At 61.8% G+C, this 14,695-nt stretch carries 10 protein-coding genes; 3 read left to right on the forward strand and 7 right to left on the reverse strand.

Annotated features, from left to right (window positions below):
* The first annotated feature begins 95 nt into the window (after nt 1-95).
* A complete protein-coding gene (locus ACSQ2W_RS08235) occupies nt 96-776 on the forward strand; it encodes an amino acid ABC transporter permease (protein WP_113003755.1) in 681 nt (226 codons plus the stop codon).
* Nucleotides 773-1,534 (forward strand): amino acid ABC transporter ATP-binding protein, encoded by a 762-nt coding sequence (locus tag ACSQ2W_RS08240; protein ID WP_436085819.1) that lies wholly within the window; start codon nt 773-775, stop codon nt 1,532-1,534. The genes ACSQ2W_RS08235 and ACSQ2W_RS08240 overlap by 4 nt, the downstream gene beginning before the upstream one ends.
* A gap of 427 nt (nt 1,535-1,961) precedes the next feature.
* Here the strand turns inward: ACSQ2W_RS08240 and pyc are convergent, their stop codons facing one another.
* Both pyc and ACSQ2W_RS08250 read right to left on the reverse strand, forming a co-directional pair.
* Nucleotides 1,962-5,420: a pyruvate carboxylase gene (gene pyc / locus ACSQ2W_RS08245; RefSeq protein WP_436085820.1), complete on the reverse strand. Its 3,459-nt coding sequence runs from the start codon at nt 5,418-5,420 to the stop codon at nt 1,962-1,964.
* A 110-nt stretch (nt 5,421-5,530) separates the two neighbouring features.
* A complete protein-coding gene (locus tag ACSQ2W_RS08250) occupies nt 5,531-6,271 on the reverse strand; it encodes a helix-turn-helix transcriptional regulator (protein WP_436085821.1) in 741 nt (246 codons plus the stop codon).
* Nucleotides 6,272-6,731: 460 nt separating this feature from the next.
* On the opposite strand from ACSQ2W_RS08250, the gene ACSQ2W_RS08255 reads away from it, so the two are divergent.
* A complete protein-coding gene (locus tag ACSQ2W_RS08255; RefSeq protein WP_436085822.1) occupies nt 6,732-8,489 on the forward strand; it encodes a glucan ABC transporter ATP-binding protein/ permease in 1,758 nt (585 codons plus the stop codon).
* Nucleotides 8,490-8,546: 57 nt separating this feature from the next.
* Here ACSQ2W_RS08255 and ACSQ2W_RS08260 read toward each other — a convergent pair whose 3' ends face one another.
* From ACSQ2W_RS08260 to ACSQ2W_RS08280, 5 genes are all read right to left on the reverse strand, one after another.
* Nucleotides 8,547-9,341 (reverse strand): 2-keto-4-pentenoate hydratase, encoded by a 795-nt coding sequence (locus ACSQ2W_RS08260; protein WP_436085823.1) that lies wholly within the window; start codon nt 9,339-9,341, stop codon nt 8,547-8,549.
* A 115-nt stretch (nt 9,342-9,456) separates the two neighbouring features.
* Nucleotides 9,457-10,827 (reverse strand): alpha-glucosidase/alpha-galactosidase, encoded by a 1,371-nt coding sequence (locus ACSQ2W_RS08265; RefSeq protein WP_436085824.1) that lies wholly within the window; start codon nt 10,825-10,827, stop codon nt 9,457-9,459.
* A 23-nt stretch (nt 10,828-10,850) separates the two neighbouring features.
* The gene (locus ACSQ2W_RS08270; RefSeq protein ID WP_436085825.1) at nt 10,851-12,521 is read right to left on the reverse strand and encodes an ABC transporter ATP-binding protein; all 1,671 of its coding nucleotides are present in this window, start codon (nt 12,519-12,521) and stop codon (nt 10,851-10,853) included.
* Between the two features lie 11 nt (nt 12,522-12,532).
* Nucleotides 12,533-13,654: an ABC transporter permease gene (locus ACSQ2W_RS08275; protein WP_113003727.1), complete on the reverse strand. Its 1,122-nt coding sequence runs from the start codon at nt 13,652-13,654 to the stop codon at nt 12,533-12,535.
* On the reverse strand, nt 13,651-14,664 hold the full coding sequence (locus ACSQ2W_RS08280) for an ABC transporter permease (protein WP_436085826.1): 1,014 nt from the start codon (nt 14,662-14,664) through the stop codon (nt 13,651-13,653). Before ACSQ2W_RS08280 ends, ACSQ2W_RS08275 begins: the two co-directional genes overlap by 4 nt.
* Between the last annotated feature and the right edge of the window lie 31 nt (nt 14,665-14,695).

Consider the following 14,695-nt stretch of genomic DNA (forward strand, 5'->3'; position numbering starts at 1 on the left):
CCGGACAGGTTTCGCCGCGCCTCTCTCTACACTATACGTTTTGATCCGTTCCGGGCGCTCCGGGGCGGATCATGTCGTTTGAAAGGCCCCAGTCCGTGCCCTCCTGGCTCCAACTCATGCTCGATTCGCTCCTGCCGCTTTTGCGAGCTGGGCTGATCTTCACCATCCCGCTGACGCTCCTGTCCTTCGGCCTTGGTCTGGCACTTGGCCTCCTGACGGCGATCACTCGTCTCTTCGGGCCCAAGCCGCTGGTCGCCGTGGCGCGTTTCTATGTCTGGATCATTCGCGGCACGCCGCTGCTCGTCCAGTTGTTTGTCATCTTCTACGGCCTCCCGAGCCTCGGCATTCTGCTCGACGCCTTCCCGGCGGCGCTGATCGGCTTCACGCTCAACATCGGCGCCTATACCTCGGAAATCATTCGTGCCGTCATCTCCTCGGTGCCACGCGGCCAGTGGGAAGCGGCCTATTCGATCGGCATGAGCTGGGGCCAGGCGATGCGCCGCACCATCCTGCCTCAGGCGACACGCGTTGCCGTACCGCCGCTGTCCAATACGTTCATTTCGCTGGTGAAGGACACCTCTCTCGCCGCTGCCATCACGGTGCCGGAACTCTTCCAGACGGCGCAGCGCATTGTTGCCACGACCTACGAACCGCTGATCCTCTATATCGAAGCGGCGTTGATCTATCTGGCGCTCAGCTCCGTTCTCTCCGCCCTGCAGGTGCGTCTGGAAAACCGCTTCGCCCGCTATGGCGGTTTCCTGGAGGCGCGCAAATGATCGAGCTCACCCATATCGAGAAGCGTTTCGGCGACAATGTCGTCTTGAAGGATATCAGCGTCACCATCGCCGAAGGCACGGTGACGGCACTGGTCGGACCCTCCGGCGGCGGCAAGAGCACGCTGCTGCGCTGCGTCAACCTGCTCGAAATCCCGACATCCGGCGCCATCCGGCTGGGCGAGGAGCGGATCGAGTTTGCTCCTCACAGGAAGACCGGTTGGGACGCCATCCAGCGCCTGCGCCGCCAGACCGGCATGGTCTTCCAGAACTTCCAGCTCTTTCCGCACCAGACGGCGATAGAGAACGTCATGGAAGGGCTGGTGACGGTCCTGAAATGGCCGAAGGAAAGGGCAAGGGCCCGCGCGCTCGAGCTGCTGGAAAAGGTCGGCATGGCCCACAAGGCCGATGCCTGGCCGGCAACGCTTTCCGGCGGCCAGCAGCAGCGCGTGGCGATCGCCCGCGCGCTTGCCCCTTCACCGCGCGTTCTCCTCTGCGACGAGCCGACCTCGGCGCTCGACCCGGAACTGGCCGAGGAAGTCGTCGAGGTCCTGAACCGGCTTGCGGCCGAAGGCACGACGATGATCATGGCGACCCACGACCTGCGGCTCGCCTCGAAAGTCGCCGACCAGGTGCTCTTCCTCGACGGCGGCCTGATCGTCGAAAGCGGACCGCCGAAGAACATCTTCCAGACGCCACAGCGGGAGCGTACGAAGAAGTTCATTTCGTCGCTGAACATGGGGAATGATTACGAGATTTGACGGGAGGGGGAGTAGTGCTCTTGAGGGAAAATCTGGCCACGCTTTCCCCTCAGAGCGGTCCCCTCTGCGCCCCGTCCCCGCCATCGTCATCCTCGCCCCTTATAGTAGGCGAAGATGACCGGGGGGAATCTCGGCGCGAAACGCCGCATGTCCCTATGTGTGGAGGCTCTTACTGCCGCTCTCGCTCCCTCCTAGGGCCGTCATCCTCGGGCTTGACCCGAGGATCCACGCTCCCGGATGCAGGAAAAGTGGGTCCGCAGAGATTGCGTCTGGATCCTCGGGTCAAGCCCGAGGATGACGGAGCAAGAGGCAGCGGGCGTCTCGTCAAGCCAGACGAGAATGCCCTTGGGGGCTCGCATGCGCGACCCCGAGCACGACGGTATCGGAGAACAGGCCGCGGCAAACTCCGCCCGACCTTAAATCGTCCTCAAGCCCCGTAGACGATCAACAGGTCCTTGGCATCGATCTGGTCGCCGGTGCGGACGAGGACCTCTGCGATGGTGCCGTCCTTCTCGGCGTGCAGCGCCGTTTCCATCTTCATCGCCTCGATGGAGAGCAGCACGTCGCCGGACTTGACGGTCTGTCCGGCCGAAACGGAGACCGTCGAGATGACGCCCGGCATCGGCGCGCCGAGATGGGCAGCGTTGCCGAGATCGGCCTTGCGACGGGCGGCGCTGGAGGCTGAGCGGTTGCGGTCCGGCACCTTGATCAGGCGCGGCTGGCCGTTGAGTTCGAAGAACACCTTGACCATCGCCTGCTCGTCCGGCTCGCTCTTCGCCTGATGCAGAATGACCAGCGAGACGCCCTTCTCGAGTTCGGGCAGCAGCTCCTCGCCGGCCGATAGCCCGTAGAAATAGGCGGGCGTCGGCAGCACCGAGACCGGGCCGTAGGTGTCGGCGGCCTGCGCATAGTCGGTGAAGACCTTCGGATACATCAGATAGGAGGCGAATTCGAAGTCGGTGACCTTGCGCTCCAGCTTGGTCTCGATGTCCTTCCGCTCCTTGTCGAGATCGGCATCGGCAAGCAGCGAACCCGGACGCTCCGTATAGGCCTTGTCACCCTTCAGGGCCTTCTTCTGCAGGGCCTTCGGCCATCCACCGGGCGGCTGGCCGAGATCGCCCTTCAGCATCGAGACGACAGAGTCCGGGAAGGAGACGTCCCTGGCCGGGTTCTCGACATCGGCAACGGTCAAGTCCTGGCTGACCATCATCAGCGCCATGTCGCCGACGACCTTGGAGGACGGCGTCACCTTGACGATATCGCCGAACATCTGGTTGGCATCGGCATAGGCCTGCGCCACCTGGTGCCAGCGGGTCTCAAGCCCGAGTGAGCGAGCCTGTTCCTTGAGGTTGGTGAACTGACCGCCCGGCATTTCGTGCAGATAGACTTCCGACGCCGGCCCCTTGAGGTCGCTTTCGAAGGCGGCGTACTGATTGCGTACGGCCTCCCAATAGAAGGAGATACGGCGGATCCATTCCGGATCGAGGCCTGGGTCGCGCTCGGAGCCGCGCAGCGCCTCGACGATCGAGCCGAGACAGGGCTGCGACGTATTGCCGGAGAAGGCATCCATCGCGGCATCAACGACATCCACCCCGGCGTCCACGGCGGCAAGCACTGTTGCCGCCGCGATGCCCGACGTATCGTGGGTGTGGAAATGGATCGGCAGGTTCGTCGCCTCGCGGAGCGCCTTGAACAGCACCGTCGCGGCGGCCGGCTTCAAGAGGCCGGCCATGTCCTTCAGCGCGATCATGTGCGCGCCGGCTTTTTCCAACTCAGTGGCCAGCGCTGTGTAGTATTTCAGATCATATTTCGGCCGGGCGGAGTTGAGGATGTCGCCGGTGTAGCAGATCGCCGCTTCGCAGATCTTGTTTTCTTCCGCGATCGCATCCATCGAGACGCGCATATTGTCGACCCAGTTCAGGCAGTCGAACACACGGAAGACGTCGATGCCGCCCCTGGCCGCCTGGCGGACGAAGTATTTGACGACATTGTCGGGATAGTTCTTGTAGCCGACGCCGTTGGCGCCGCGCAGCAGCATCTGCAAGAGCAGGTTCGGCGCATCTTCGCGCACCTTGGCGAGACGCTCCCACGGATCCTCGGTCAGGAAGCGCATCGAGACGTCGAAGGTGGCGCCGCCCCAGCATTCGAGCGAGAAGAGATTGGGCAGGGCGCGGGCGTAGGTGCCGGCGACACGGGCGATGTCATAGGTGCGCACGCGGGTGGCGAGCAGCGACTGATGGCCGTCGCGCATCGTCGTATCGGTCAACAGCACCCGCTTTTCAGCGCGCACCCACTCGGCGAACTTCTGCGGGCCGAGCGCGTCGAGCTTCTGCTTGGTGCCGTCGGCGATTGCGGCGTTGCTGTGCGGAACGATCGGCTTTGCCGCATCCGCGCTCGGCTTCGGCCGGCCCTTGGCTTCCGGGTGCCCGTTGACCGTCACGTCGGCTAGATAGGTCAAGAGCTTGGTAGCGCGGTCCTGGCGCTTGACCTGCTGGAACAGTTCCGGCGTGGTATCGATGAAGCGGGTTGTGTAGGAATTATCCGTGAACTTCGGATGGCTGATGATCGCTTCGAGGAAGGTGAGATTGGTTGCCACGCCACGGATACGGAATTCGCGCAGCGCCCGATCCATGCGGGCGATCGATTCCTTCGGCGTCGGCGCCCAGGCGGTGACCTTGACCAAGAGCGGATCGTAAAAGCGGGTGATGACCGCGCCCGGATAGGCGGTGCCGCCGTCAAGGCGGATGCCGAAGCCGGAAGCGGAGCGGTAGCCGGTGATGCGGCCATAGTCCGGGATGAAATTCTGTTCCGGATCTTCGGTGGTGATGCGGCACTGCAGCGCATGGCCGTTGAGACGGATGTCCTCCTGTTTCGGCACGCCCGATTCCGGCGTTCCGATGGCAAAGCCGTCGAGGATGTGGATCTGCGCCTTGACGATATCGATGCCGGTCACAACCTCGGTGACGGTGTGCTCGACCTGGATGCGCGGATTGACCTCGATGAAATAGAATTTGCCGGTGTCCATATCCATCAGATATTCGACGGTACCGGCACCAACATAGTGCGTCGCCTGGGCGATCCGGGTCGAATAGCTCGCCAGCTCCTGGCGCTGCGCTTCGCTGAGATAGGGAGCCGGGGCGCGCTCGACGACTTTCTGGTTGCGGCGCTGGACCGAACAATCGCGCTCGAACAGATGCACGACGTTGCCGTGCGTATCGCCAAGCACCTGGCTCTCGACGTGGCGGGCACGCTCGACCAGCTTTTCCAGATAAACCTCGTCCTTGCCGAAGGCGGCCATGGCTTCGCGTTTGGCTTCCGTCACTTCGCGCGCCAGGTCCTTTGGATCGCGGATCGCCCGCATGCCGCGGCCGCCGCCGCCCCAAGACGCCTTCAGCATCACTGGGTAGCCGATCTCCGCCGCCATCGTTGCCACGACATTCATGTCGTCAGGCAGCGGCTCGGTAGCCGGTACGACCGGCACGCCGATCTCGATGGCGAGATTGCGGGCAGCGACCTTGTTGCCAAGACGCCGCATCGTGTCGCCGGTCGGTCCGATGAAGATGATACCGGCCGCCTTGCAGGCATCGACGAATTCCGGACTCTCGGAAAGAAGGCCGTACCCTGGATGGATCGCATCCGCACCCGACAGCTTGGCGACGCGAATAATTTCCTCGATCGAAAGATAGCTCTCGATCGGCCCGAGATCGCGGGCCAGATGCGACCCGCGACCGATCTGGTAGCTTTCATCCGCCTTGAAACGATGCAGGGCGAGCTTGTCCTCCTCCGCCCATATCGCAACCGTTTTTATTCCCAGTTCGTTTGCGGCGCGAAACACGCGGATTGCAATTTCGGAACGGTTGGCGACCAGGATTTTCGAGATGGGCAAGTCGGACTCCTCAAGACTTGAACGCGGTCATGCTGCACCGCGAAAAGGATTATTAGCGGTTCATGACGTGAAGTTCAATTTCAGAGTCGGCATGAGGGCGTTCATTTCCGTCAGGAAATCAATCCCAGGCGGAAGGACAGGGCAACCGCGTGATGGCGGTTTTTCGCGCGCAGTTTTTCCTGGATGCCGTTCATGTACCAGTCGACGGTATGGTTGGAGATTTCGAGGATCCGGCTGATCTCGTTCGAGGTCATGCCGTCGGCCAGGTAGTTCAAGGCCTCCATTTCGCGGCGGGTCATCTGCACATCGACGCTGGAGACCATTTCGGCGAGGACCGCCGGATCCGTAAGTTCCAGCAGCCGCCAGAAGATCTTCTTGGCAATGCCGTCGAACAGGCTCATCTCCACCGGACTGAGATCGACCACGCGGCCACCCACTGTCAAATTGCCGAGCAGTCCGCGGCGGCCGTGAACGGGAAAGATGTAGCCGTCGTTGAGACCGTAGCCCCGTGCCTCGACCATCATCCGCTCCATGCGCTTGCGGTGCGGGTCGGAGCGGAAGGCAACCAGCGTCTCGCGCCAGCGAAAGCCGCGCTGCGCATGGCCGAGAAAGCGGATCGTCGGATCGATGACGACAAACTTCTTCTTGATGTAGATCTGCGGCCAGCCATCGGGCCAGCGTCCGGCAAGCAGCAGGCTCAGCGGATTTTCGTTCGGCTTCGGCTGGCGGACGATGCCGTAATAGTCAAAGCCGTAGCGGTCCAGGACCCGCTCGAACTCCTGAACGATTTCGTCCCTGCTCTTCATCTCGTCTATGAGCGCCAGAAACTGCACCAGCAACGTAATATTCATGAATGTCCCTTCAAAAAATTCATTCCGGCCTTTGACCGCGCCCACCGCAGCGCAACATGATTGTCCTGTTCAGCACCCATTCATGTTGCGATCGCAATAATCCCCCCGTCAGTCATGGAACCACCTAACACCGCATCGCCGTTGACTCGCAAGGCGCAAAAAATAGCAAACTATGAATAATTCTACCGAGGCGACACGAGCAATTTGTCTCACTCGGTATTTATCACAGATGCGCTTGTTCGTTCGACCTGAAAGTTGACCAACGACGATGTTTGTTTGCCATGAAAAAGAAAGAAGGACTGGAAATTTATCGGGAAGAATTGAGCGAGGTCATCAAGGATGACGATCCACAACGCTCCTTTTCTCAGGATATCCTTCCTTCTCAGTAACTTATACCGCGATGCTAATGCCCTGTTGCTTTTCATTGCACCGCAACCAGCTGCCCAAGAGGGATAAGACAGTGTCATTGTTCCAGGTCTATGCAAGAGCGCTTCAGTATCTTGCCGTTCACAAACTTCGTGTCTCCGCGATCGTTATCGCCAACATCGTCCTGGCGATCATCACGATCGCAGAGCCCATTTTGTTCGGCCGCATCATCGACGCGATCTCCTCCAAGCAGGCCGTAACACCAATGCTCCTGATGTGGGCCGGTCTCGGCGTCTTCAACACGATCGCCTTCGTGCTGGTCGCCCGCGAGGCCGACCGGCTGGCGCATACGCGCCGTTCGACCCTGATCACGGAAGCTTTCGGCCGCATCATCTCGATGCCTCTTTCCTGGCATAGCCAGCGCGGCACCTCCAACGCCCTGCACACGCTGCTGCGCGCCTGCGAAACGCTGTTCGGCCTTTGGCTCGAATTCATGCGCCAGCATCTTTCCACAGCCGTGGCGCTGGTTCTGCTCGTTCCGACAGCCTTTGCCATGGATGTACGCCTGTCGCTGGTTCTCGTTGTGCTTGGCGTTCTCTACGTTGTGATCGGCAAGATGGTGATGACACGCACCAAGGAAGGCCAGGCCTCTGTCGAGGATCACTATCATACCGTCTTTTCACACGTCTCCGACTCAATCAGCAACGTCTCGGTCGTACACAGCTACAACCGCATCGAAGCTGAAACCCGCGAGCTGAGGAACTTCACCCAGAAGCTGATCTCGGCCCAGCTGCCGGTCCTCGACTGGTGGGCGCTTGCCAGCGCGCTGAACCGCATGGCATCGACCATTTCGATGATGGCGATCCTCGTGATCGGTACCTTCCTCGTCCAGAAGGGCGAGCTTGGTATCGGCGACGTCATTGCCTTCATCGGTTTTGCCGGCCTGCTGATCGGCCGTCTCGACCAGATGAAGGCTTTCGTGACGCAGATTTTCGAAGCCCGCGCCAAGCTAGAGGACTTCTTCAGTCTCGAGGATTCGGTCCGCGAGCGCGAAGAGCCTGTCGATGCCGGTGAGTTGCACCATGTCCGCGGCGAGGTCGAATTCCGCGACGTGTCCTTCAACTTCGCCAACTCGAACGAAGGCCTGCGCGATGTCTGTTTCACCGCCAAGGCGGGGCAGACGATCGCCATCGTCGGTCCGACCGGCGCCGGCAAGACAACGCTCGTCAACCTTTTGCAGCGCGTGCATGAGCCGGCAAGCGGCAAGATCCTGGTCGACGGCGTCGACATCTCGACGGTGACCCGCAAGTCGCTGCGCCGCTCGATCGCCACCGTGTTCCAGGATGCAGGCCTGCTCAACCGGTCGATCTGCGAGAACATCCGCCTTGGCCGTGAAGACGCATCGCTGATCGAAATCATGGAGGCGGCCGAAGCAGCAGCAGCAGCCGACTTCATCGAAGGCCGCCAGGGCGGCTATGACACTAAAGTCGGCGAACGCGGCAACAGGCTCTCCGGAGGGGAACGCCAGCGCATCGCCATTGCCCGCGCCATCCTCAAGAACGCGCCGATCCTCGTGCTCGACGAGGCGACCAGCGCGCTTGACGTCGAAACGGAAAACCGCGTCAAGGCGGCGATCGACAACCTGCGCAAGGATCGAACGACCTTCATCATCGCCCACCGCCTGTCGACGGTGCGCGAGGCCGATCTGGTGATCTTCATGGATCATGGCAGGATCGTCGAGATGGGCGGCTTCAACGAGCTCAGCCATAGCAACGGCCGTTTTGCAGCCCTGCTGCGGGCGAGCGGCATCCTGACAGACGAGGATGTCCGCAAGAGCCATACGGCAGCCTGATCGACGGGCAACATGCTCTTTCATATCTCCCCTCATGGCGCTGCCATGGGGGGTTTTTTATGCGGGAATCGATCCGCCCGCTTCCAGCATGGATGCGTTGCGCGTCGATGCCGCCGTCACGGTCAGCGTCGTAAACCCGCCGATGGCGATTGCCGCCCGCTCGGGCACCGGGATGGCGCCGCAGAGGCTGCCGGTGGTGACGATCTGGCCTTGGGCAACAGCCTCCGTCAGCGCATTGGCGAAGGCGAGGAAGGGTGCCACCGGATCGTCGTTCGGGTGTTTTCCCGGGCCGCGAAAAACGGTGTCGCCGTTGATCGTCACCGTCAGGGGCAGCGTTGAACCCGGTTCGAGCACGGTTTCCCTCAATTCTTCGCCCAGCACATAGCCGGCATTGCCGAGGCGATCCGCGAGAAACAGCAGCGCCGGCGAGCGGCCGCCTTCGTCCAGCCGGTGGCCGAGGAATTCGACGCCGGAATAGATACCGCTCACGTAGCCGAGAAGCGTTTCACGGGTATAGAGCTTGCCGTCCGGCGGCGGCAGATCCTTGCCGAGGACGAAGCAGATTTCCACCTCCAGCGTATCGACGGCCGGTCGCTCGAAGCCGGCGGTGCCCGATGCGCTGGCATGGGTGATATGGGCCATGGGCGCTGAAATCGAGCTTCCGTCCGAACGGATCGCAACCTTGTAGCCGGCTGTCGGCCAGCCGTTCAGGGCAAGCGTTTCGCTTTGTACGGCAAAGGCTTCCGCCGGGGCGGCGAGTTCCGCAAGCGTCGCCGAGGCAAGACGCATGCCCCCGTTGTCGGCGTCGGACAGTTGGCGGGCGAGCGTCGTCGTGGCGGAACCGGCGGGCATTTTATTCTCCTGAACAAGCGGCGAGGCGTCGTTCCTTTCGACCACACCCGGCATAAAAGGAAAACCCCGGAATTGTTGTTCCGGGGTTTCCTCGTCGCGCAACCGGGAGAAGGAGTTACGCGGCTTGGACCTTCTTGGCGACCCGGGCCCATTCCGGGATCCACTGGCCGTGCGCGGCCAAAAGATCGTCGGTGAGCGACCAGATCTGGTCGAGATCGAGCTCGGCGGCCGTGTGCGGGTCCATCATCGCGGCATGGTAGAGGTGCTCGCGGTTCTCGGTCATCATTGCCGCCACCGTCAGTTCCTGCACGTTGATATTGGTGCGGATGAGCGCGGTGAGCTGCGGCGGCAGGTCGCCGATGAAGGTTGGCTGGATGCCGTTTTGATCGACGAGGCATGGCACTTCGGCGGCACAATTCTCCGGCAGCGAAGTGATGCAGCCGTTGTTGCGCAGGTTGCCGTAGATCACCGAGGGCTCGCCGGTCCACACCGAGTTGATGATCGAGGAGGCGTATTCCTTCGACTGGGCGACCTCGATCTTTTCGGCCGAACGGTAGGCGGCGGCCTCGCTCTTCCATCTCTCGACCTGCTCGATGCAACGCTTGGGATATTCGTCGAGCGGAATGCCGAACTTCTCGATCAGGTCCTCGCGGCCTTCCTTGATGAAATAGGGCGTGTATTCGGCAAAGTGCTCCGAGCTTTCGGTGACGAAGTAACCGAGCCGGGTCAGCATCTCGTAGCGAACCTTGTTCGGGCAGCGCGGGTTCCAGGTCGGCTTCGGCGCCCGGCCTTCGCGGTAGCCGCGCACGAGATCCGGATAGAGGTCGCGGTAGGAACCGTCCGGCTGGCGATGCTCGAACTTCAGGAAGAAGGCCATGTGGTTGATGCCGGCCGAGCGGTAGCGGATTTCCTCGTAGGGAATGTCGAGATCTTCCGCCAGCTCCATCGCCGTGCCCTGGACCGAGTGGCAGAGGCCGACCTGCTTGATGTCAGGGTATTTCTCGGCGATCGCCCAGGTGTTGATCGCCATCGGGTTGACATATTGCAAGAGGATGGCCTCGGGGCAGACCTGCATCATGTCTTCGCAGATCTTCCAGAGATGCGGCACGGTGCGGAGCCCCCGCATGATGCCGCCGACGCCGAGCGTATCGGCGATCGTCTGGCGCAGGCCGTATTTCTTCGGCACTTCGAAATCGGTGACGGTGCAGGGCTCGTAGCCGCCGATCTGGAAGGCAACGACGACGAAATCGGCGCCTTCAAGGGCCTTGCGCTGGTTGGAATGCAACTCGATGGTTGCCTTTGCCCCCAGCGTCGAGATCAGTTTCCCGACGACGATCTCGCTTTCTTCCAGCCGCTGCGGGTTGATGTCCATCAGCGCGATCTTCGCGCCCGACAGCGCCGGGCGCTGCAGAACGTCGCCGATGATGTTCTTCATGAAGACGGTCGAGCCGGCGCCGATGAAGGTGATTTTGGGTTGTCTCGCCATGGAATAAGCCTCTTGTCTAGCGATTATGCGGCCACTTCGAAGGCGGCTCTGACGAGCCGTTCGGTGTAGGCGGTCTTGGGATGGGATAGAACGTCTTCGACCGGCCCCTCTTCGACGATCTTGCCGTGCTGCATCACCACCACGCGGTGGCAAAGGGCGCGCACGACTTTCAGATCGTGGGAGATGAAGAGGTAGCTCAGTCCCTTCTCGTCCTGCAGCTTGCGCAGCAGTTCGATGATCTGCGCCTGCACCGAGAGATCGAGTGCCGAGGTCGGCTCATCGAGCAGGATGAACTCGGGTTCAAGTGCGACCGCGCGGGCGATGGCGATGCGCTGGCGCTGGCCGCCGGAGAATTCGTGCGGGAAGCGCGACAGGATGTTGTTCGGCAGGCCGGCGTTGTTCAGTGCCTCCTTCACCCGCTCCAGCCGTTCGTTGCGGGTTGCGCCGAGCTTGTTGACGATCAGTCCCTCCTCGATGATCTGGCCGACCGACATGCGCGGGTTGAGCGAGGAGAACGGGTCCTGGAAGACGATCTGCATGCGCGAACGCAGCGGCCGCATCTCGTCGCGGCTCTTGTTCTGGATCGGCTGGCCGTCAAACAGGATCTCGCCGCCTTCCGCCGTCAGAAGCTTGACGAGCGCCTGGCCGAAAGTCGTCTTTCCTGAGCCGGATTCGCCGACGAGGCCTAGCGTCTCGTGGCGGTGAAGCTTGATGCTGAGGCTGTCCACGGCGACGAGCTCCTTCAACTGCGGTCTGAAGAAGCCGCCGGACTTCAGCATGAAGGAAACGCGGACATTGCGGCCTTCGAGGATGGCGGCGGAATCGACCGGCAGCGGATTGGCCATGCCCTTCGGCTCGGAGTTGAGCAGGTGACGGGTATAGGGGTGCTGCGGATTCTGGAACAACGCCGCGGTGGTGTTGTGTTCCTTCACTTCGCCGTTCTGCATGACGTAGACATAATCGGAGAACTGGCGCACGACGGTCAGGTCGTGAGTGATCAGGATCACCGCCATGCCAAGCGTCTTCTGCAGGTCGCGGATAAGGTTGAGAATCTGCGCCTGGACGGTGACGTCGAGAGCTGTCGTCGGTTCGTCGGCGATCAGCACGTCGGGATTGTTGGCGAGCGCCATGGCGATCATGATGCGCTGGCGCTGGCCGCCGGAAAGCTGGTGCGGATATTGGTTGAGACGTGCTTCGGGGTCGGGAATCTGCACCTGGCGCAGCAGCTCCAGCGTCCGCTCCATCGCCTGTTTGCGGTTCATCTTCTGGTGAACACGGATCGCCTCGATGATCTGGGCGCCGATCGTATAGACCGGATTGAGCGAGCTCATCGGCTCCTGGAAGATCATCGAGATGCGGTCGCCGCGCAGTGCCCGGCGCTGGCGATCGGAGAATTTCAGGACGTTCCTGCCGTCATAGGAGATGCTGGAGCGATCCGACACCGTGGCGCGCTTGGTGAGCAGACCCATGACGGTGCGGGCCGTCACCGATTTTCCCGAGCCGGATTCACCGACGACCGCGATCGTCTCGCCGCGGTAGAGCTGGAAGGAGACGTCCTTGACGGCATCGACCGTGCCATGCTCGACCTTGAATTTCACGCCCACGTGGCGGGCATCGATGATCGGCGTGCCGACGGCAGCGGCATGATCGTGCCGTTGTTCGGGTGCGAGTATGGTCAAATCCAGGAGTGCCACGGGTCGTCTCCTCAGTATGGGTCGACGGCGTCGCGCAGGCCATCGCCAAGCGCATTGAACGCAAAGACGGTGACGAGCACGAAGGCCACGGGGGAAAGGATCCAGGGGTAGGATCCGATGACGGAATAGGTGGCGGTATCCTGCAGCATCAGCCCCCAGGACATCAGCGGCGGCTTCACCGCAAAACCGAGGAAGCCGAGGAAAGATTCCAGCAGCACCACATTCGGGATCGCCAGCGTCACGGCGACGATGACGTGGCTCATGACGTTGGGGAAGATATGCTGGAAGATGATGCGCCGGTCGGTGGCGCCGATCGCCATCGCCGCGCGAACATAGTCGATGCGGGCAAGCGCCAGCGTCTTGCCGCGGACCTCGCGCGACATCTGCGCCCAGCCGAGCGCCGACATCACGATGATGACGAAGGCGAGGAAGACATTGGTCGGCGCTGTCACGGGTATCAGCGAGGTGAGCGCCAGGTAGAGCGGCAACTGCGGGAAGGCGAGCACGAGTTCGACGAAGCGCTGCATCCAGTTGTCGAAGCGGCCGCCGAAATAGCCCGACACCATGCCGACCGTCGTGCCGACGACGGTGACAATGAAGACCACCGTCAGTGCGATCATCAGCGAGACACGGGAGCCATAGAAGATACGGGACAAGACATCGCGGCCGAACTTGTCGGTGCCGAGGAAGTTGACCGGCGTGCCGTCGACAGCGCCGAAGAAATGGCGGTCGGTGGGGATCAGGCCGAGAAGCCGGTAGCTGAAGCCCTTGACGAAGAAGCCGAGGTTTTTCGGGTTGGCATAGTCCGGACCGACGATCGGCTGGAAGGTGATCGGATCAAGCTCGGTGCCCTCGCCGACCTGGTAGGTGCGCGGCCAGACGAGATTGCCCTCCTGATCGGTTATGCTGATCGTCTGTGGCGGAGCGAAGCCAACGCCTGTCAGCTTCGGATCGACCGGCGAAAAGAACTCGGCGAAGATCGTCATGATCATCAGCAGGCAGACGAGGATCAGGCCGATCAGGCCGGTCCAGGACCGCTTCAGACGGCGCCAGACAAGGGCCCGATACGTTTCGTTGCCGTGATGCGGTGCCGGCACCGGCACGGTGATGGCGTCTTGAACGTCGGCTTTCATGCGTGTGCTCCTCCACCAAGGCGAACCCGAGGATCGAGCATGGCCAAAAGCATGTCGGCGATGATGTTGCCGACGATCAGCGTTGCGGACAGGACCAGCATGAAAGTGGCGGTGACATAGACGTCACCCACCCACATGGAGCCGACGATGGCCGGGCCGACGGTCGGCAGCGCAAAGATGATCGCCGTCTCGATCTCGCCGGTCAGCATGTAGGGCAGCACGACGCCCTGGTACATGACCAGCGGATGCAGCGCGTTCGGCACGGCGTGGCGCAGGATGACGGCGCTCTCACTCAGGCCCTTGGCCCGCGCCGTCTCGACATACTGGGCGTTCAGCGTATCGAGCAGATTGCCGCGCATCACCCGCATATTGTAGGCGAGGCCGCCGAAGGTGGCGATGGCGATCACCGGCCAGACGTGTTTCAGGAGATCGACGAACTTGTCCCAGGACCAGGGCGCACCTCCGTATCTGGCGGAGTGGAAACTGTTGATCTCGGTGACGTTGAAATGGAACACCATGATGTAGACGATGACCAGCGCCATCAGGAAGCGCGGCACTGTCATGCCGAGGAAGGAAATACCGGATAGCAGGCTATCGACCCAGGAATATTGCCGGGTCGCGGCAAGAATGCCGAAGGTGATGCCGATCACCGAGGCGAGGATATGGCAGACGAGGGCCAGCGCCAGCGTGCGGGGCAGGCGCTCGCCGACAACCTCTGCCACCGGCTTGTTGTAGAAGAGGCTATGGCCGAAATCGCCGCGCGTCACAATACCGGTGATCCAGTTCACGTATTGCACCGGCAGGGGCTTATCGAGACCGTTGGCGACCTTGTAGGCCTGCGCCTGGGCGTCGGCCTCCTCGAAGGATGCACCGCCCTGGTTGATCATTTGCGAGCGGATATAGTCGCTGTAATCACCCGGCGGCGCCTGGATGATCGCGAAGGTCACGACGCTCAGCACGAAGAGCACGGGGATGGCGGATGCGATGCGCACAAGCAGAAATCGGAACATGGCTGTTGGGTTCTCTTGTGTGTTCAGGGGC

Origin of the sequence: Pararhizobium sp. LjRoot255, from assembly GCF_964252905.1 — a bacterium.
Lineage (GTDB): Bacteria > Pseudomonadota > Alphaproteobacteria > Rhizobiales > Rhizobiaceae > Pararhizobium.